Origin of the sequence: Parasphingomonas halimpatiens (assembly GCF_036663795.1) — a bacterium.
GTDB lineage: Bacteria > Pseudomonadota > Alphaproteobacteria > Sphingomonadales > Sphingomonadaceae > Sphingomonas.
In genome coordinates this window covers 101,046-118,363 of record NZ_JAXOJP010000014.1, presented here as the reverse complement: position 1 = coordinate 118,363, position 17,318 = coordinate 101,046, and the positions used below count along the sequence as shown (strand labels likewise).

At 67.3% G+C, this 17,318-nt stretch carries 19 protein-coding genes; 14 read left to right on the top strand and 5 right to left on the bottom strand.

The window, feature by feature from the left end:
- A partial coding sequence (locus U1839_RS26805) for an integrase core domain-containing protein (protein WP_443030624.1) occupies positions 1–183 on the top strand: 183 nt, incomplete at its 5' end.
- A 45-nt stretch (positions 184–228) separates the two neighbouring features.
- Here U1839_RS26805 and U1839_RS15260 read toward each other — a convergent pair.
- Positions 229–894, bottom strand: a complete 666-nt coding sequence (locus tag U1839_RS15260) for a nitroreductase (RefSeq protein ID WP_332804462.1) — start codon at positions 892–894, stop codon at positions 229–231.
- Between the two features lie 93 nt (positions 895–987).
- On the opposite strand from U1839_RS15260, the gene U1839_RS15255 reads away from it, so the two are divergent.
- The 5 genes from U1839_RS15255 to U1839_RS15235 all read left to right on the top strand — a co-directional run bounded on the left by U1839_RS15255 (position 988) and on the right by U1839_RS15235 (position 4,575).
- Entirely contained in the window at positions 988–2,157 is a 1,170-nt protein-coding gene (locus tag U1839_RS15255; RefSeq protein WP_332804461.1) for an acetyl-CoA C-acetyltransferase, read from the top strand.
- A 146-nt stretch (positions 2,158–2,303) separates the two neighbouring features.
- Complete coding sequence (locus tag U1839_RS15250) at positions 2,304–3,086, top strand: SDR family NAD(P)-dependent oxidoreductase (RefSeq protein WP_332804460.1); 783 nt, start codon at positions 2,304–2,306, stop codon at positions 3,084–3,086.
- 146 nt (positions 3,087–3,232) lie between these two features.
- Positions 3,233–3,742 (top strand): DUF1993 domain-containing protein, encoded by a 510-nt coding sequence (locus U1839_RS15245; protein WP_332804459.1) that lies wholly within the window; start codon positions 3,233–3,235, stop codon positions 3,740–3,742.
- Between the two features lie 19 nt (positions 3,743–3,761).
- A complete protein-coding gene (locus tag U1839_RS15240) occupies positions 3,762–4,211 on the top strand; it encodes an acyl-CoA thioesterase (protein ID WP_332804458.1) in 450 nt (149 codons plus the stop codon).
- Between the two features lie 46 nt (positions 4,212–4,257).
- Positions 4,258–4,575: a 1-deoxy-D-xylulose-5-phosphate synthase gene (locus U1839_RS15235; protein WP_332804457.1), complete on the top strand. Its 318-nt coding sequence runs from the start codon at positions 4,258–4,260 to the stop codon at positions 4,573–4,575.
- Here U1839_RS15235 and U1839_RS15230 read toward each other — a convergent pair.
- Together U1839_RS15230 and U1839_RS15225 are read right to left on the bottom strand one after the other, a co-directional pair.
- Positions 4,572–5,351: a crotonase/enoyl-CoA hydratase family protein gene (locus U1839_RS15230; RefSeq protein WP_332804456.1), complete on the bottom strand. Its 780-nt coding sequence runs from the start codon at positions 5,349–5,351 to the stop codon at positions 4,572–4,574. The genes U1839_RS15235 and U1839_RS15230 overlap by 4 nt on opposite strands.
- A 101-nt stretch (positions 5,352–5,452) precedes the next feature.
- The gene (locus U1839_RS15225; protein ID WP_332804455.1) at positions 5,453–6,988 is read right to left on the bottom strand and encodes an acyl-CoA synthetase; all 1,536 of its coding nucleotides are present in this window, start codon (positions 6,986–6,988) and stop codon (positions 5,453–5,455) included.
- Between the two features lie 107 nt (positions 6,989–7,095).
- Here U1839_RS15225 and U1839_RS15220 point away from each other — a divergent pair, with 107 nt between their 5' ends.
- Genes U1839_RS15220 through U1839_RS15210 form a run of 3 tightly spaced genes read left to right on the top strand, consistent with a single transcriptional unit; the run spans position 7,096 to position 8,377 of the window.
- Complete coding sequence (locus U1839_RS15220; RefSeq protein WP_332804454.1) at positions 7,096–7,533, top strand: PaaI family thioesterase; 438 nt, start codon at positions 7,096–7,098, stop codon at positions 7,531–7,533.
- On the top strand, positions 7,533–7,922 hold the full coding sequence (locus U1839_RS15215) for a PaaI family thioesterase (protein ID WP_332804453.1): 390 nt from the start codon (positions 7,533–7,535) through the stop codon (positions 7,920–7,922). Before U1839_RS15220 ends, U1839_RS15215 begins: the two co-directional genes overlap by 1 nt.
- Positions 7,922–8,377 carry a hypothetical protein gene (locus U1839_RS15210; protein ID WP_332804452.1) on the top strand — a complete coding sequence of 152 codons (456 nt, stop codon included), beginning with the start codon at positions 7,922–7,924 and terminating at the stop codon, positions 8,375–8,377. Before U1839_RS15215 ends, U1839_RS15210 begins: the two co-directional genes overlap by 1 nt.
- 212 nt (positions 8,378–8,589) lie before the next feature.
- On the opposite strand, the gene U1839_RS15205 is transcribed toward U1839_RS15210, so the two are convergent.
- Positions 8,590–8,913, bottom strand: a complete 324-nt coding sequence (locus U1839_RS15205) for a PQQ-dependent sugar dehydrogenase (RefSeq protein WP_332804471.1) — start codon at positions 8,911–8,913, stop codon at positions 8,590–8,592.
- Between the two features lie 42 nt (positions 8,914–8,955).
- On the opposite strand from U1839_RS15205, the gene U1839_RS15200 reads away from it, so the two are divergent.
- Entirely contained in the window at positions 8,956–9,546 is a 591-nt protein-coding gene (locus tag U1839_RS15200) for a hypothetical protein (protein WP_332804451.1), read from the top strand.
- A 312-nt stretch (positions 9,547–9,858) separates the two neighbouring features.
- Here the strand turns inward: U1839_RS15200 and U1839_RS15195 are convergent, their stop codons facing one another.
- Entirely contained in the window at positions 9,859–11,112 is a 1,254-nt protein-coding gene (locus tag U1839_RS15195; protein WP_332804450.1) for a PQQ-dependent sugar dehydrogenase, read from the bottom strand.
- A 170-nt stretch (positions 11,113–11,282) separates the two neighbouring features.
- Here U1839_RS15195 and rimP point away from each other — a divergent pair, with 170 nt between their 5' ends.
- From rimP to infB, 4 genes are all read left to right on the top strand, one after another.
- Positions 11,283–11,852, top strand: a complete 570-nt coding sequence (rimP, locus tag U1839_RS15190; protein ID WP_332804449.1) for a ribosome maturation protein RimP — start codon at positions 11,283–11,285, stop codon at positions 11,850–11,852.
- Complete coding sequence (gene nusA, locus U1839_RS15185) at positions 11,852–13,465, top strand: transcription termination factor NusA (protein WP_332804448.1); 1,614 nt, start codon at positions 11,852–11,854, stop codon at positions 13,463–13,465. The genes rimP and nusA overlap by 1 nt, the downstream gene beginning before the upstream one ends.
- A 287-nt stretch (positions 13,466–13,752) precedes the next feature.
- A complete protein-coding gene (locus U1839_RS15180; RefSeq protein WP_332804447.1) occupies positions 13,753–14,466 on the top strand; it encodes a DUF448 domain-containing protein in 714 nt (237 codons plus the stop codon).
- On the top strand, positions 14,463–17,204 hold the full coding sequence (gene infB, locus U1839_RS15175; RefSeq protein WP_332804446.1) for a translation initiation factor IF-2: 2,742 nt from the start codon (positions 14,463–14,465) through the stop codon (positions 17,202–17,204). The genes U1839_RS15180 and infB overlap by 4 nt, the downstream gene beginning before the upstream one ends.
- Positions 17,205–17,318 lie beyond the last annotated feature (114 nt).

Below are 17,318 nucleotides of genomic sequence, written 5' to 3'. Positions count from 1 at the left end.
GAGAAGATCGCCGCCTGGGTCGATGATTACAATGTCGAGCGGCCGCACTCGTCGCTCGGTTACGCCACCCCGGCGGCGTTCGCCGCCGGCCTCGAAAAGCAATGGCCTGCACGCGTGCAGGCCATTGCTTCACCCGCGCTGACGCGCGACAACCACGAACGGACTCTAGTTTTGGCTGGATGAACGTTGGGGGTCACGTCACCCCCTCCCCACTTTGTGGGGAGTAATTTATAGGTGGAAGGTCAGCCACTCCCCCTCGGGCGCCCGGTCGCTCCTGAGGCGGTTGGCCGGTTCTTCCGGATTCTCATAACCGATCGCCATGCCGCAGAAGAGCATCCGCTCGGGCGGTGTGGCGAGCGCGTGCGTCACGGTCTCGGGATACATCGCCCAGCATTCCTGCGCGCAAGTGGCGAGCCCGGCCTCGACCGCGAGCACCATCACCGTTTGCAGATACATGCCGAGGTCGCTCCATTGCGGCGGCACCATGCGGCGATCGACCGTGCAGAACAAAGCCGCCGGCGCATCGAAGAAGCGGAAGTTGCGCGCGAACCACATCCGCCGCGCCGCCTTGTCCTCGCGCGGGATGCCGATCTCGCGGTACATCGCCTCGCCGACCGCGAAGCGGCGGTCGCGATAGGGTGCCACCAGTTCCGGTGGATAGATCGCATAGGCCGGCGTCTCGACCTCGCCGCGCAGCAGCTTTTCCGCGACGGTCGCCTTCAGCGTGGCGAGCGACTCGCCGGTCACGATATCGATGTTCCACGGCTGGAGATTGCCCCCCGATGCGGCCCGCGCGGCCTTGGTAGCGATCACGCGCAGCATCGCCGGGTCGACCGGGCGATCGAGAAATCCACGCACCGATCGCCTTGCCGCTACGGCATCCGAGACATTCATACGCGCTCCTCAAACCATTGCAAAAGTCACCCTTGCCGAGCTTTACGCTTTGGGCAAGAGAGGTTGCAAAGACGAACCTAATGGAGAGCGAACATGGCTGAAGCCTATATCGTCGAAGCAGTACGGACCGCCGGTGGCAAGCGTGGCGGGCGTCTCGCGGGCTGGCATCCGGCCGACATGGCGGGCGCGACGCTCGATGCGGTTCTCTTCCGCTCGGGGATCGACCCGAGCGCGATCGAGGACGTCATCATGGGCTGTGTCAGCCAGGCCGGCGAGCAGGGTTTCCAGATCGGCCGCGGCGCGGTGCTCGCCTCGAAACTGCCCGAGAGCGTCCCCGCCGTCTCGATCGACCGTCAGTGCGGCAGCTCGCAACAGGCGATCCAGTTCGCCGCGCAGGCGGTGATGTCGGGCACGCAGGACGTGGTGATCGCCGCCGGCGTCGAGAGCATGACACGCGTGCCGATGGGCTCGACCGCCATGCTGTTCCACCAGGCCGGGCTCGGCAAGTCCAAGTCGCCGCGCCAGGAAGAGCGCTATCCCGGCATCCAGTTCAGCCAGTTCATGGGCGCGCAGATGATGGCCGACAAATATGGTTTCACGCGCGACGATCTCGACAATTTTGCGCTCGAAAGCCATCGCCGCGCCGCCGCCGCGACCGAACGCGGTGATTTCAAGGACGAGATCGTCAGCCTGATGATCGAAACGCCCGAGGGCGAGGTGCTCCACACCGTCGATGAGGGCATCCGCTTCGGCGCGACCTTCGAGGGCATCCATTCGGTCAAGCTGCTGCAGGAAGGCGGGGTGATCTCCGCCGCCAATGCCAGCCAGATCTGCGACGGGGCGAGCGCGGTGCTGGTGGTCAGCGAAAAGGCGCTCAAGGAGCACGGCCTGACCCCGCTGGCGCGCATCCACAACCTCACCGTCACCGGCGGCGACCCGGTGGTGATGCTCGAGGAGCCGCTGTTCGCGACCGACAAGGCGCTGAAGCGCGCCGGTCTCAGCATCGCCGATATCGACCTGTACGAGGTCAACGAGGCGTTCGCGCCGGTACCGCTCGCCTGGCTCAAGCATGTCGGCGGCGACGCCGCCAGGCTCAACGTCAATGGCGGCGCGATCGCGCTCGGCCACCCGCTCGGCGCATCGGGCACCAAGCTGATGGCGACGTTGGTCCATGCGCTGCACAAGCGCGGCGGCCGCTACGGCCTGCAGACGATGTGCGAAGGCGGCGGACTCGCCAACGTCACGATCGTCGAACGGCTTTAAGCCCTGGCTATATCAACCGTTACCCTGAACGCGTTTCAGGGTCCATGCGCGGTCATCTGCGAAGCGAGCGACGCTCCTGGTTCGACGGACCGCGCATGGATGCTGAAACACGTTCAGCATGACGAAAAATTGAAGGAGAGACACGCATGAAACTCGACAACAACGTATCCGCCGTCGTCACCGGCGGCGCATCGGGCCTCGGCGAGGCCACCGCGCGCGCGCTTGCCGCCAAGGGCGTCAAGGTCGCGATCTTCGACCTGCAGGCGGAGAAGGGCGAGGCCGTCGCGGCCGATATCGGCGGCATCTTCTGCGAAGTGAACGTCACCAGCGACGAAAGCGTCGATGCCGGCTTCGCCAAGGCGCGCGCCGCCAACGGCCAGGAAAGCGTGCTCGTCTGCTGCGCCGGCACCGGCAATGCGATGAAGACCGCGAGCCGCTCCAAGGAAGACGGCAGCATCAAGCATTTCAGCCTCGACGCGTTCAACTGGCTGATCCAGATCAACCTTGTCGGCACCTTCCGCTGCGTCGCCAAGTCGGCCGCCGGCATGCTGACACTGGAACCCCGCGAGGACGGCGCGCGCGGCGCGATCGTGATGACCGCGAGCGTCGCGGCCGAGGACGGCCAGATGGGCCAGGCGGCCTATTCGGCGTCCAAGGGTGGCGTCGTCGGCATGACGCTGCCGATCGCGCGCGACCTGATGAGCGAGGGCATTCGCGTCAACACGATCCTGCCCGGCATCTTCAACACCCCGCTGATGCAGGGCGCGCCGCAGGCCGTGAAGGACGCGCTCGCCGCCTCGGTGCCCTTCCCCAAGCGGCTCGGCAACCCGGCGGAATATGCCGGCCTCGCGCTGACGATGATCGAGAATGAATATTTCAACGGCGAGGACGTGCGCCTCGACGGCGCGATCCGCATGGCGCCGCGGTGATGCGCAGAGCGGCAGCGTGCACGCTGCACGCTGACTCGCGCCAGCACGGCCGGCGAAGCTGAAGCTTCGTCCGACGCGACCCGGAATTCACTTCCGGGTCGCGCGCACTCCACCGACCGACCCCCACCCCACCGAAAGACCGCCCCATGACCTTCACCCTGTTCGGCTTCGTCGACCTCTACCGCCGCCAGCTCGACGCCGCCGCGCACCTCCTCAACAAGGCGACCGAATTTGCCGCCGCCAACGGCACCAGCGAGCAGGATATGCTCGGCTGGCGGCTGGCCGAGGACATGCACCCGCTCGCCTTTCAGCTGATGGTGGTGGTCAATTTCTCGCGGTCCTGGACCGCGCGTGTCGCCGACGTGCCGCTGCCCGAGCCGATCACCGTCGAGTGCGACGTCGCCGGTTTTCACGCCGCGATTGCCGATGCCAAGGCGTTCCTCGCCACGCTGACCGAGGCGCAGTTCGTCGGCCGCGACGATGTGCCGCTCACCGTTCAGCTGACCGACACGATGGAGCCGACAATGCCGGCCGAGCGGTGGCTGTCGGGGTTCGCCACGACCAACATCTATTTCCACCTGTCGATGGCCTATGCCATCCTGCGCATGAAGGGCGTTCCGCTCGGCAAGCTCGACCTGTTCGCCGGCGGCCTGTGATGGCGGCGGCGGTGTCGGCATGACCCGCCCCGCGCCCTGGCGTCTCGACGCGACGGCCTATCCGGTCGTTGCGGAGTTCGGCACGCGCTATCAGGATCTCGACCCCAACGGTCACCTCAACAACGTCGCTTTTGCCGCGCTTTTCGAAAATGCCCGCGTGCAGATCAACCGCGCGACGCGGCTCCCCGACGAGCGCCCTTCGAATGAGCGCACGATGGTGGCGAGCATCGCCATTGCCTATCTGCGCGAGGGCAGATTCCCCGAACCCGTGACGGTCTGTTCGGGCATCGGCCGGATCGGTACGTCGAGCTGGACGATCGAACAGGCGATGTTCCAGGCCGGCAAGTGCATCGCGACCTGCGACACGGTCGTGGTATGCCGCACCGACAATGAGGCGAAGCCGCTGCGGGCTGAGGTGCGCGCGCAGCTCGAGAGTCGGATGACGCGGGGCAAGCCCGCAGCTGAGTGATCATTTCGACATTTCGCCGTGATCGTCACGTCGCTAAGGTCGTATTATGAGCGTCAGGAAGTCCCGCATCATGTATATCGAGGACAAGAGCGCGGGCCTGAACGGTTCGGCGCGCATCGGGCGCGTTGTCCTGTCGCAATCAGGTCAGTCCGTCCACTACCACGGCCGCACTTTTCAGCGCCTTGGCGGGCAAGGCTTCAAAGCCAACTACTTCGATATCGAAACCGGCGACCATTTCTGGATCTCTGGTCCGCGCAAGGACGGACTCGACCGGCTGTACGAACAGAGCGCGCGGCCGGTCGATATCGATCCCGACGTCGCAGAGGAATATTGGCGCGATATCCGGAAAGTGGCGAAGGCCTAATCCACGAACACCGCCGCGCGCTTGCCCATATTGGCGGCGACCGCCTCCATCATATTGGGCTTGCCGATCACCTTGACCTGCTCGTCGGTCTCGGCCTCCAGCATCGCACGCGGGTCGGCGTCGTGCGCCATGTTGCACAGCCGCTTGGCGCCGCGGATCGCGTGCGGGTTGCGCCCGGCGATGGCCCGCGCCAGTTCCATCGCCGCAGCATGGGGGTCGTCGGCCAGACGCGTCACGAAGCCATGCGCCAGCGCCTCGCCCGCGTCGAATTCGCGTGCGGTATAGACCAGCTCGCGCAGCACATCGTCGCGCACCAGCGTGCGCCACAAGGGGAAGCCGGCCATATCGGGCACCAGCCCCCAATAGGTCTCGCGGATCGCGAATCGCGTTGACGGCGCGGCGATGCGGATGTCCGCGCCCGACATGATCTGGAAGCCACCACCGAACGCGACGCCGTGGACCGCCGCGATCACCGGCATCGGCAAATTGCGCCAGCCCCAGCTGACATGTTGCGGCAGGATCGACCCCTGATCGTTGCGTTCGCGGCCAAGGCCCGAGCCGCCGCCCGCCATGCTCGCCATGTCCAGCCCGGCGCAGAAGGCGCGGCCCTCGCCCGACAGCACCACGCAGCGCACGTCGCTGCGTTCGGCCAGCGAATCGATCGCCGCGCCGATCGCGGTGAACATCGCCGGGTCGAGCGCGTTCATTTTGTCGGCGCGCGACAGGCGAACATCGGCGATCTGGTCGGCGACGGTGATGGTGACGCGGTCGTTCATTCTCTGTCTCCTGCCTCCGCCGTGTTCCTGCGCAGGCAGGAACCCAGGGCCACATATGCTGCGCTCGATAACCCTGCTCTCCTGCGTGCGCAGGAGAGCAGCTAGACGATACGGCTCCCCGTCTCGCCCCAATAACGATCGCGCAACAGCCGTTTGTACAGCTTGCCCGTCGCATGGCGCGGCAGTTCCTCGACGAAATCAACCTGGCGCGGCGTCTTGACCCCCGACAGTTCGGCGCGGCACCAGCGCGTCAGCTCCTCGGCCAGCGCCGGGCCCGCCTCGGCCATGTCGACCGGCTGGATCACCGCGATCACGCGCTCTCCCATTTCGGGGTCGGGCCCGCCGATCACCGCGGCATCGGCGACGCGCGGATGCGTGATCAGCCGGTTCTCGATCTCCTGCGGGTAGATGTTGACCCCGCCCGAGATGATCATGAAGCTCTTGCGATCGGTGAGATAGAGAAAGCCCTCGGCATCGATCCGCCCGATATCGCCGAGCGTCGACCAGCCCTTGGCGTTGCGCGCCTCGGCGGTCTTTTCCGGGTCGTTGTGATATTCGAACGCGCTGCCGCCCTCGAAATAGATCAGCCCTTCTTCGTCGGGGCCGAGCTCCTCGCCGGCCTCGTTGCAGACATGCAGCACGCCGTACGCCGCCTTGCCGACCGAGCCGGGATGCGCGAGCCACTGCGCCGAGTCGATTGCGGTCAGGCCATTGCCCTCCGACCCGGCATAATATTCGTACAGCACCGGCCCCCACCAATCGATCATCGCATGCTTGACCGGGATAGGGCACGGCGCCGCGGCATGGATCGCGACCTTCAGGCTCGACAGGTCGTAGCGCCTGCGCACCTCTTCGGGCAGCTTGAGCATGCGCACGAAATGCGTCGGCACCCACTGGCTGGCATTGACGTGATAGCGCTCGATCGCCGCCAGCGCGGCTTCGGGATCGAAGTGGCGCATCATCACCACCGTGCCCCCAAGCCGCATCACCGTCATCGACCAACGCAGCGGGGCGGCATGGTAGAGCGGCGCCGGGCTGAGATAGATCGTGTCGGGCCCCAGGCCGTAAAGCCCGCGCGCCAGCATCGTCAGCACCGCCGGGGCAGCGATGTCAGGGTCTTCGGGCAGCGCGACGCGCACGCCCTTGGGGCGACCTGTCGTGCCCGAGGAATACAGCATGTCGACCCCGGCGCGCTGGTCGGCGATCGGCGTCGCCGGCATCGCCGCGACCGCCTCCTCCCATGAACGCCACCCGGCAATCGCGCCGCCCAGCGCGAACGCCTTGACCTCGCCCAGCGCCATGCCCGTAGCGGTGCCGGCGAGCGAGGCGGAGGCAATCACCAACGTCGCGCCGCTGTCGCGGATGATGTAATCCGCCTCTGGCGCGGTCAGCTTCGACGAGATGCAGACATAGAACAGCCCGGCGCGCTGTGCGCCCCAGACGATGTCGTAATATTCCGGCACATTGTCGAGCAGCAGCGCGATCGTACCGCCGGCCGCCAGGCCCTCGGCGCGAAACAGCTGCGCCGCGCGGTTGGAGCGCGCGTCGAGCTCGGCATAACTGATCTGCTCGCCCGTCTCGGCGACGATCAACGCCGCCTTGTCAGGGTGGCTCTGGGCGTGATGGCTGGGATGCACGCGATTCCTCTCCGGTTTCTCTTTGCAACCGATGCTAGCGGCCCAAAACGAAGGCGGCAACGCCCGCGACCTTGCGCGATGCGATCGAATCGCTAGGCACGGGCGAAATGGCGCATGATCTCCCTCGTTTCGACCCAGAACATTTCCGTACCTTCGGCATCGGCGGGCACGGCAGTACCATCGGCGTCGAATATCATGCGCATGGGCCGGACTGGGTGGAACTGTCGCTGCCGTTCCGCCCCGACCTGATCGGCGACCCTGAGAGCGGGGTACTGGCATCGGGCCCGATCCTGACGCTGATGGACATGGCGACGAGCCTGTCCGTGTGGACCCGGCTCGGCACCTTTTGCGCGCACGCCACGCTCGACCTGCGGATCGACTATCTGCGGCCCGCGTCCCCCGGCAAGACGGTGATCGCGCGCGGCGAATGCTATCGCATCAGTCGTTCGATCGCCTTCATCCGCGGCCAGGCGCATGACGGCGACCCCGACGACCCGCTGGCGCATGTCGCCGGCACCTTCATGGCGCCGGAGGGGTATCGCTGATGCAATTGCCTCCTTATGCCCATCTGCTCGGCCTGTCGGTCGTTCCCGGCGAAGACCCGAGCTTGCTGGTGATGCCCTTCAGCGATGCGATCGTCGGCCGCCCCGGCTTCCTCCATGGCGGCGCGATCGGCGGGCTGCTCGAAATGGCGGCGATCGTCGCGCTTCGTAAAGCAATCGATGACGAGGACGTTGATCAGCCGCACGCCAGGATCAAGCCGATCAACGTGACGATCGACTATATGCGTGGCGGTCGCGACAAGCCGACCTATGGCCGCGCCACCGTCACCCGGCTGGGCAAGCGCGTCGCCAATGTCGAGGCGCTGGCGTGGCAGGACGACCCGGCCAAACCGATATCGGCGGCCCGGATGAACTATCTGGTGGTGCGGTAATGCGCGATCCGGCGGAACAGGCGGCCGGCTATCACGCCGAGGCCGAGCGCCTGCGCAAGGCCGGCGATCTCGACGGCGCGCTGGTGCGCCAGCGCCGCACGGTCGCGCTGTGGCGCGACGTCGGTGATAGCGCGCGGCTGGCGCATGCCGTGCGCCACATCGCCGACCTGCTCGTCGAGGCCGGTCGCGCCGCCGAGGCCAGCGAGCCGATCGCCGAGATGATCGCGCTCTATGCGCGACTCGGCGACGCGCCACCGCTCGACGTCGCCAATGCGCTACGCAGCGCGGCGGTGCAGGCCGAGGCGATCGGCGATAGCGACGCCGCTAAGGTCTTCTGGCTCAAGGCACGCCAACGCTACGCCGCGCTCGACGACATGTTCGAAAAGCTGACCGGCCAACCCGGCAACCCCGGCGTCGCCGAGGCCGACGCGCGCATCAGGGCGCTGCGGGGGTAAGAGCGCTTCAGCTCCTCCCCGGAACGGGGAGGGGGACCGCGACGCGAAGCGGCGTGGTGGAGGGGCTGGTCGGGCGATAGCCGGCCACAAAGTCCACTGGTGCGTTCGCCACCAGGTGAGGCAAATGCACGCAGATTGAGCGACGCCAGAGCACACCCGACCAGCCCCTCCACCGCCTTCGGCGGTCCCCCTCCCCGTTCCGGGGAGGAACTTCAGTCCCTCACCTCGGCGTCGGCCGGAACAGGCCTCCCGCCGCTGCCGCGCTCGCCATCCTCCAATAACCACACCGCACCATCAGGCGCCTGGGCGAGATCGCGCACCCGCATGCCGACGGGATACTGTGCCGCGGGTATCGCCTTGTCCCCGTCGAGCGTCACCCGGACGATCGCCTTGCCCGATAGGGCCGCGATCAGCAGCGAGCCGCGCCAGGCGGGGAACCCCCGGCGTCGAGAAAGCAGACCGGATGATCGTGGCGTTGCGCGGTTCGCTCTGATGGGATTTGCGGACGAATTATCTTGATCGTGCGGCGGTGATATGGATCGGATAGTGAAGGCTAGGCCCAGAGAGAGATCACCGTCATGCGCCGCATGCTTGTCACCCTAGCCGCTATTGCCTCCACATTGTCATCCGTCGCCGCCGCACGAACGGACGACGCCGCAACCTCACCCGACGGGCGCTATCGCGCCTGGGTCAAGGTCGAGCGCCCTCCTGCTGTGGACGCACTGGACCGCGGCATTACCTCGCTCTGGCTGACCGATATCCGCACCGGCGCCAGGCGGATGGTCGTGCGAGGCGACAACAGACCATCGCCCGGTGCCGACTCCACAGCGTTCTGGGGACCGCATTTCTCGATGGACGGTAAGTCCGTCTATCTCAGCGTCGTGGCCGGGGAGGTATCGGCAGGCACCTTTCGAGTTGATCTGCGCACCGGAGCCAGACGTTTCATGACGCTCGGCGGCGGCGTCGTCGGCGTGATGCGGACGGGGCCGTATGCCGGCTGCCTGCTGGTCAAGCAGCATCGTTATTGGGCTAAGGGCGGGTCGTACAATCCCGTCCTGCTGCTCCGCCACGCCGGCAAGCAAATCATGATGATCCCGGGCAGCGATAAAGACGATGGAGGCGGGTCGGTCGGCCGCTGGCTGCGCACCAAGGGATGGCGCGCGTCCTGACGGCGGCGGGTGTCGCTTTGTCGCCGTCGTTCCTGCCCAGCAACCCCGGCGTCGCCGAGGCGGACGCCCGTATCAAGGCGCTGCGGGGGTAGGAGCGCTTCAGCTCCTCCCCGGAACGGGGAGGGGGACCGCGACGCGAAGCGGCGTGGTGGAGGGGCTGGTCGGGCGATAGCCAGCCACAAAGTCCACTGGTGCGTTCGCCACCAGGTGAGGCAAATGCACGCAGATCGAGCGGCGCCAGAGCACCCCCGACCAGCCCCTCCACCGCCTTCGGCGGTCCCCCTCCCCGTTCCGGGGAGGAACTTCAGTCCCTCACTTCGGCGTCAGCCGGAACAGCCTCCCGCCGCTGCCGCGCTCGCCATCCTCGAGCAGCCACACTGCACCATCCGGCGCCTGCGCCAGATCCCGCACCCGCATGCCGACGGCATATTGTGCCGCTGGGGTCGTCTTGTCGCCGTCGAGCGATACCCGGACGATCGCCTTGCCCGACAGCGCCGCGATCAGCAGTGAGCCACGCCAATCCGGGAACATTTTCCCCGAATAGAGCATCATCCCGCCCGGCGAGATCACCGGGTTCCACCAGAGTTTTGGCGCCTCCAGATCGGGTCGGCTGGGATGGTCGGGAATCGGCTGGCCGCTGTAATTGTCGCCGTTCGACACGATCGGCCAGCCATAGTTCCTGCCCGGCAGGATGAGGTTGAGCTCGTCGCCGCCGCGCGGCCCCATCTCCTCTTCCCACAGCCGCCCGTCGGGCGTGAACACCATGCCATAGGGGTTGCGGTGCCCCGTGCTCCATGTCGCGGCCTTTACCCCGCCGGCATCGGCCATCGGGTTGCCCGGCGCGGGCTTGCCGTCGAGCGTCAGGTGCAGGATCTTGCCCAGCGCCTGGTCAGGGTCCTGCGCTGGCGCGAAACGCTGGCGCTCGCCCGACGACAGGAACAGCGACTTGCCATCCGGCGCGAACAGGATGTTGGCGCCGAACTGCCCGCCGATCCCGTTGGAGCCGGAGCGCCAGATGACCTTGAGATTTTTCAATGTGCTCGGGCAAGGGCCGGAGGCACATTCTTCAAGATCAAGAAGTGTTGCGCGCGCCAGTGCGAGAGCGGATCCGTCCACGCTCGGCTCAGCATATGTCAGATAAACCGTCGCGCTCGTTGCGAAGTCGGGCGCCACCGCCACATCAAGCAAACCGCCTTGGCCACCACTGGCAATTTCGGGCACTCCCATCACTCGGGCAACAGTACCGCTGGGACTACGTGCCTTCAGCTGTCCGCCCTTTTCGGTAACGAGCAATCGGCCATCAGGGAGGAATGCCATTGCAAAGGGCTGAGCGAATGTGCCGATCGACTCGAGCGCGAACGGCGGCGCGCTGTCGGGCAGATTGGCGTGCCCGGTCGTCGCCGGCACATTGGTCACGCCATAATCCGGCGCGTTGCGCGGCAACTTCTGCGCCGGGTTGGGCGCCGGCGCCGGCGACTCGGTGCCGGCTTGCCCGGTCTGCTGCGGCGCGGCCGAACAGGCGGTGCCGGCGAGCAACAGGGCAACAGTCAGCGAGGCGAAACGCATGGCATTCTCCATCATCGGCGTAAGTCCGTTCGAACGCCCGGCACATCAGCAAGGTTGCGCGCTTGCCACGCCGACGCAACCGGCTTATATCGCGCTCACTCTCTACATCGCCAGATGAAGAGGCTGGAGCCACCCGGTTCCGGCGCCGAACCCTCATGGCTGGAACATTGATGGCGGATATCGCCGTACTGACCGCGCTGATTGCCCCCGAAGCCGAGGCTCTGGGGTTCGATCTCGTGCGCGTGAAGATGTTCGGTGGCGCCGGCGACCAGACGCTGCAGATCATGGCCGAACGCCCCGAAACGCGGCAGCTGACGATCGACGACTGCGCCGAACTGTCGCGCCGCATCTCCGACAAGTTCGACGAGGTCGACCCGATCGAGCATGAATATCGCCTCGAGGTCAGTTCGCCGGGCATCGACCGTCCGCTGACCCGGCTGGGCGATTTCGCGGACTGGGTCGGGCACGAGGCGCGCATCAACCTGGCCGCGCCGATCGACGGCCGCAAGCAGCTGACCGGCGATCTCGCCGGGCTCGATGGCGATCACATCATGATCGACGTGCGCAAGCATGAGCGCATGACGATCGGCTTCGACCAGGTTGCCGACGCCAAGCTGCTGATCACCAACAAGCTGCTCGCCGCGACCGCGCCGCTCTCGCCGGATGGCGCCGACGAGCTTTCCTATGCAGACCTGCCCGCCGAGGGCACCGACGAATTCGAGACCGAGGAAGAGATTTGATGGCCACTGCCGTTACCGCCAACCGCGCCGAACTGATCGCGATCGCCAACGCCGTCGCGACCGAGAAGATGATCGACAAGGGCATCGTCATCGAGGCGATGGAGGACGCGATCCAGCGCGCCGCGCGTGCGCGCTACGGCGCCGAGAACGACATCCGCGCCAAGCTCGACCCGACGACCGGCGACCTTCGCCTGTGGCGCGTCGTCGAAGTGGTCGAGGCGGTCGACGACTATTTCAAACAGGTCAATCTGAAGGAAGCGCAGAAGCTCCAGAAGGGCGCCGTCGTCGGCGATTACATCGTCGATCCGCTGCCGCCGATCGAGTTCGGCCGCATCGCCGCCCAGGCCGCCAAGCAGGTGATCTTCCAGAAGGTCCGCGATGCCGAGCGCGAGCGCCAGTATGAAGAGTTCAAGGACCGCATGGGTGAGATCATCACCGGCGTCGTCAAGCGCGTCGAGTTCGGCCATGTCGTCGTCGACCTTGGCCGCGCCGAGGGCGTCATCCGCCGCGACGCGCAGATCCCGCGCGAAGTGGTGCGCGTCAACGACCGCATCCGCTCGCTGATCCTCAACGTCCGTCGCGAGAATCGCGGGCCGCAGATCTTCCTCAGCCGCGCGCATCCCGACTTCATGAAGAAGCTGTTCGCGCAGGAAGTGCCCGAGATCTACGACGGCATCATCGAGATCAAGGCCGCCGCCCGCGATCCGGGCTCGCGCGCCAAGATCGGCGTGATCAGCCATGATTCGAGCATCGACCCGGTCGGCGCCTGCGTCGGCATGAAGGGCAGCCGCGTGCAAGCGGTCGTCCAGGAAATGCAGGGCGAAAAGATCGACATCATTCCATGGTCGCCCGACACCGCGACCTTCGTCGTCAACGCGCTGCAGCCGGCCTCGGTCAGCCGCGTCGTGATCGACGAGGAAGAGGACCGCATCGAGGTGGTGGTGCCCGATGACCAGCTGTCGCTGGCGATCGGCCGTCGCGGCCAGAATGTCCGTCTCGCCTCGCAGCTGACCGGCAAGGCGATCGACATCCTCACCGAGGCCGATGCCTCGGAGAAGCGCCAGAAGGAATTCGTCGAGCGCTCCGAGCTGTTCCAGAACGAGCTCGATGTCGACGAGACGCTCGCCCAGCTGCTCGTCGCCGAGGGCTTTGGCAGCCTCGAAGAGGTCGCCTATGTCGAGGTCGACGAGATCGCCGGCATCGAGGGCTTTGACGAGGATCTCGCCGCCGAGCTGCAGAACCGCGCCGCCGAGGCGCTTGAGCGCAAGGAGCAGGCCAATCGCGAGGAGCGCCGCGGGCTCGGCGTCGAGGACGATCTCGCCACCATGCCGTACCTGACCGAGGCGATGCTGGTCACGCTCGGCAAGGCCGGGATCAAGACGCTCGACGACCTCGCCGATCTGGCGACCGACGAGCTGATCGAGAAGAAACGCCAGGAACCGCGCCGCCGCGCCGAGGACGCCCCCAAGCGCCCCGAGCACAAGGGCGGGGTACTCGGCGAATATGGCCTGAGCGAAGTCCAGGGCAACGAGATCATCATGGCCGCGCGCGCCCATTGGTTCACCGACGAAGCGACCACCGGGGAGGACGCGCATGCGGAATCCTCACAATGACCCCTTAGCCTCACCAGCAACGCAAAAATCCTTCGTCACCCCGGGCGCGTCCCGGGGGCAGCGGTGGCGCGCGAGCGGCACCCGGCGCACCGGGCTGATTCAATCGCGCGCCGTCCCGTGCTTTGCCGTGGAGATGAAACGCATCGGATCCGCCGCTGTTGGGCTCGACTCTGCTGGACTCGACAATTTGTCGCCTTTCCCTGCCGAATTCCCTGCCGCGGGGACGCCGGCAGGGAAAATCGCGCGCGCCTTGTTGGGGAATCGGGACGTTCGTCCGGGAGCGCCCCATGGCTGAGCCCGAGCGTACCTGCATCCTGACGCGCGACGCCGCGCCGCGCGACGCGTTGATCCGTCTTGCCCTGGCGCCCGACGGCACCGTCCACCCCGATGTCCGCGCCAAGGCGCCGGGCCGCGGCGCGTGGATCGGCGTCAACCGCGCCGCGCTCGAAACCGCGATCGCCAAGGGCAAGCTCAAGGGCGCGCTCAGCCGTGCCTTCAAGGGCGAGGCGACGACCATTCCCGCCGACCTCCCGACCTCGATCGCCGGCGCGCTCGAACGCGCGATGCTCGATCGGCTCGGGCTCGAGGCGCGCTCAGGCATCGTGCTGACCGGCTCGGATCGCATCTCGGATGCAGCCCGTTCCGGCAAGTTGCATCTGCTGCTCCACGCTGCCGATGCCGGCATCGACGGCAACCGCAAACTCGACCAGGCATGGCGCGTTGGCAGCGACCGCGAGGGCGAGGATTTGCGGGGCTTGGTAATCCCGTTGCCCCGCACCATATTGTCCGTGGCGTTGGGCCGCGAAAATGTGGTACACGTAGGCCTGACGGACCCCCACGCCGCTGCCCGGGTGCGCGAAGCGCTAACCCGGTGGCTGCACTTTATCGGCCCCGACCCGGACCCCGAGCCTTGCGAAACCGCCTCGCAGGGCGCATCGGCGTCCCGCACTAGCGGGACGGAACGGGCCGGCAAGACTTTGATCGACGAGGAACACGAGTGAGCGATACCGACAACGAAAAGCCGAAACTGGGCATGCGCGCGCCGCTGGGGCTGAAGCGCACCGTCGAGACCGGCAAGGTCAAGCAGAGCTTCAGCCATGGGCGGTCGAACACCGTCGTGGTCGAGGTGAAGCGTCGCCGCATCCTCGGCCCCGGTGGCGCCGTCACCGAGGCGCCCGCCTCCGTCGAGGCCGCACCCGCGCCCGCCCCGGCGCCGCAGGCGCGTGCGCCCGAGCCGCCGCGGACACCGGCACAGTCGCCCGGCAATTCGCTGCTCTCGCGCCAGGAGCTGCAGGCCAAGCTGCTGCGCGAGGCAGATGAGTCGCGCATGAACGCGCTCGAGGAATCGCGTCGCCGCGAGGAGCGCGAGCGCATCGACGCCGCCGATGAGGAGCGTCGCCGCGCAGAGGAGCGCGCCCAGGCCGCCGAAGCACCGCCCGCGCCCGAAGCCCCCGCTGCTCCGGCACCGGCCGCGCCGACCCCCGCCGCCGCCGCACCCGTCGCAGCGGCACCCGCCGCCGCGCCGACGGCGGCACCGACTCCGGCCCCTGCCCCCGCAGCACCGCCCGCCCCGCGCCCCGCGCCCGTGCCGGCCGCGCCGATCAGCATCGGGCTCGACCCGTCGATGCCCGCACCGCGTCGCTTCACGCCCGTCGCGCGCCCCGAGCGCCCGGCACCGCGTCCGGCAGCTGCGGCACCCGCCGCGCCGGCAGCCGCGTCGTCGAACACGAGCAGCGGCACGACCGCCGGCACCGGTTCCACCTCCGCCGGTGCCGTCGCGCGCCGCCCGGCCGGCAGCGAGCCGCCACGTCCGCAACAGCGCGACCGCAAGGGCGACGATCGTCGCCAGTCGGGCAAGCTCACCGTCAATCGCGCGCTCGGCGCCGATGAGGGCGCCCGCGCCCGCTCGCTCGCCGCGCTGAAGCGTGCCCGCGAGAAGGAACATCGCCGCATGGGCGGCCCGCGCGAGGCGCAGGCCAAGCAGGTCCGTGACGTTGTCGTGCCGGAAGCGATCACCGTGCAGGAACTCGCCAATCGCATGGCCGAGAAGGGCGCCGACCTGGTCAAGGCATTGTTCAAGATGGGCATGCCCGTCACGATCAACGCGACGATCGACCAGGACACCGCCGAGCTGCTGGTGACCGAATTCGGCCACAACATCACCCGCGTCAGCGACTCGGACATCGACCTCGCGGTCGAGACCGATGTCGATGCCGAGGAGACGCTGCAGCCGCGTCCGCCGGTCGTCACGATCATGGGCCATGTCGATCACGGCAAGACCTCGCTGCTCGACGCGCTGCGCGGCACCGATGTCGCATCGGGCGAGGCCGGTGGCATCACCCAGCATATCGGCGCCTATCAGGTCACGCTGAAGGACAAGTCGAAGATCACCTTCCTCGACACGCCGGGCCATGAGGCCTTTACCGAAATGCGCGCGCGCGGCGCCAACGTCACCGACATCGTCGTGATCGTGGTCGCGGCGGACGACGGGCTGATGCCGCAGACGATCGAGGCGATCAACCACACCAAGGCGGCCGGCGTGCCGATGATCGTGGCGATCAACAAGGTCGACAAGGAAGGCGCCAATCCGCAGAAGATCCGCGAACGCCTGCTCGAGCACGAGGTCGTGGTCGAGGAGATGTCGGGCGACGTGCAGGACGTGCTCGTCTCCGCGCTCAAGAAGACCGGGCTCGACGAACTGATCGAGAAGATCCAGCTCCAGGCCGAACTGCTCGACCTCGGCGCCAACCCCGACCGCATGGCCGAGGGCACGGTGATCGAGGCCAAGCTCGACAAGGGCCGCGGCCCGGTCGCGACGGTGCTGGTCAGCCGCGGCACGCTCCGGGTCGGCGACGTGTTCGTCGTCGGCGCCGAGAGCGGCAAGGTCCGCGCGATGGTCAACGACAAGGGCCAGCAGATCAAGGAAGCCGGCCCGTCGATGCCGGTCGAGGTGCTCGGCCTGTCGGGCGTGCCGCGTGCCGGCGATCCGCTGTCGGTCGTCGAGAACGAGGCGCGCGCCCGCGAGGTCGCCGCCTATCGCCAGGGCGTGCTGACGCAGAAGCGCACCACCTCGGTCCCGGCCAGCCTGGAGAGCATGTTCTCCGCGCTCAAGGACAAGCAGGCGATCGAATATCCGCTGGTGGTCAAGGCCGACACGCAAGGCTCGGTCGAGGCGATCGTCGCGTCGATCAACAAGATCTCGACCGCCGACATCAAGGCCCGCGTGCTGCATTCGGGCGTTGGCGGCATCACCGAGAGCGACGTGACGCTGGCCGGCGCCTCGGGCGCGCCGATCATCGGCTTCAACGTCCGCGCCAACGCCAAGGCGCGCGAGATCGCCGAGCGGCAGAAGGTCGCGTTCAAATATTATGACGTGATCTACGACCTGATCGACGAGATCCGCGCCGGCATGGCGGGCGAGCTGGGGCCGGAAGCGTTCGAGACGGTCGTCGGCCGCGCCGAAATCCGCGAGGTGTTTTCCGCCGGCAAGCACGGCAAGGCGGCCGGTCTGCTGGTCACCGAAGGCACCATCCGCAAGGCGCTCAAGGCGCGCATCACGCGCGCCGACGTCATCATCTACCAGGGTGAGATCGCCTCGCTGAGACGCTTCAAGGACGATGTCGCCGAAGTGCGCGCCGGCCTCGAATGCGGCGTGACCTTCACGCAGAACTTCGTCGACATCAAACCGGGCGACTTCCTCGAAACCTTCGAGGTCGAGTTGCGCGAACGTACGCTGTAAATGCCGGAAAGTCGGGGAAGACGTCCGCGGCGGGCGCCTTCCCCACCCCCGACCAAGGCGGAAGTCCGGGCCGCGCGGCGGTGGCGTTCGATCCGTCAGGGAATTGGCGCCGGC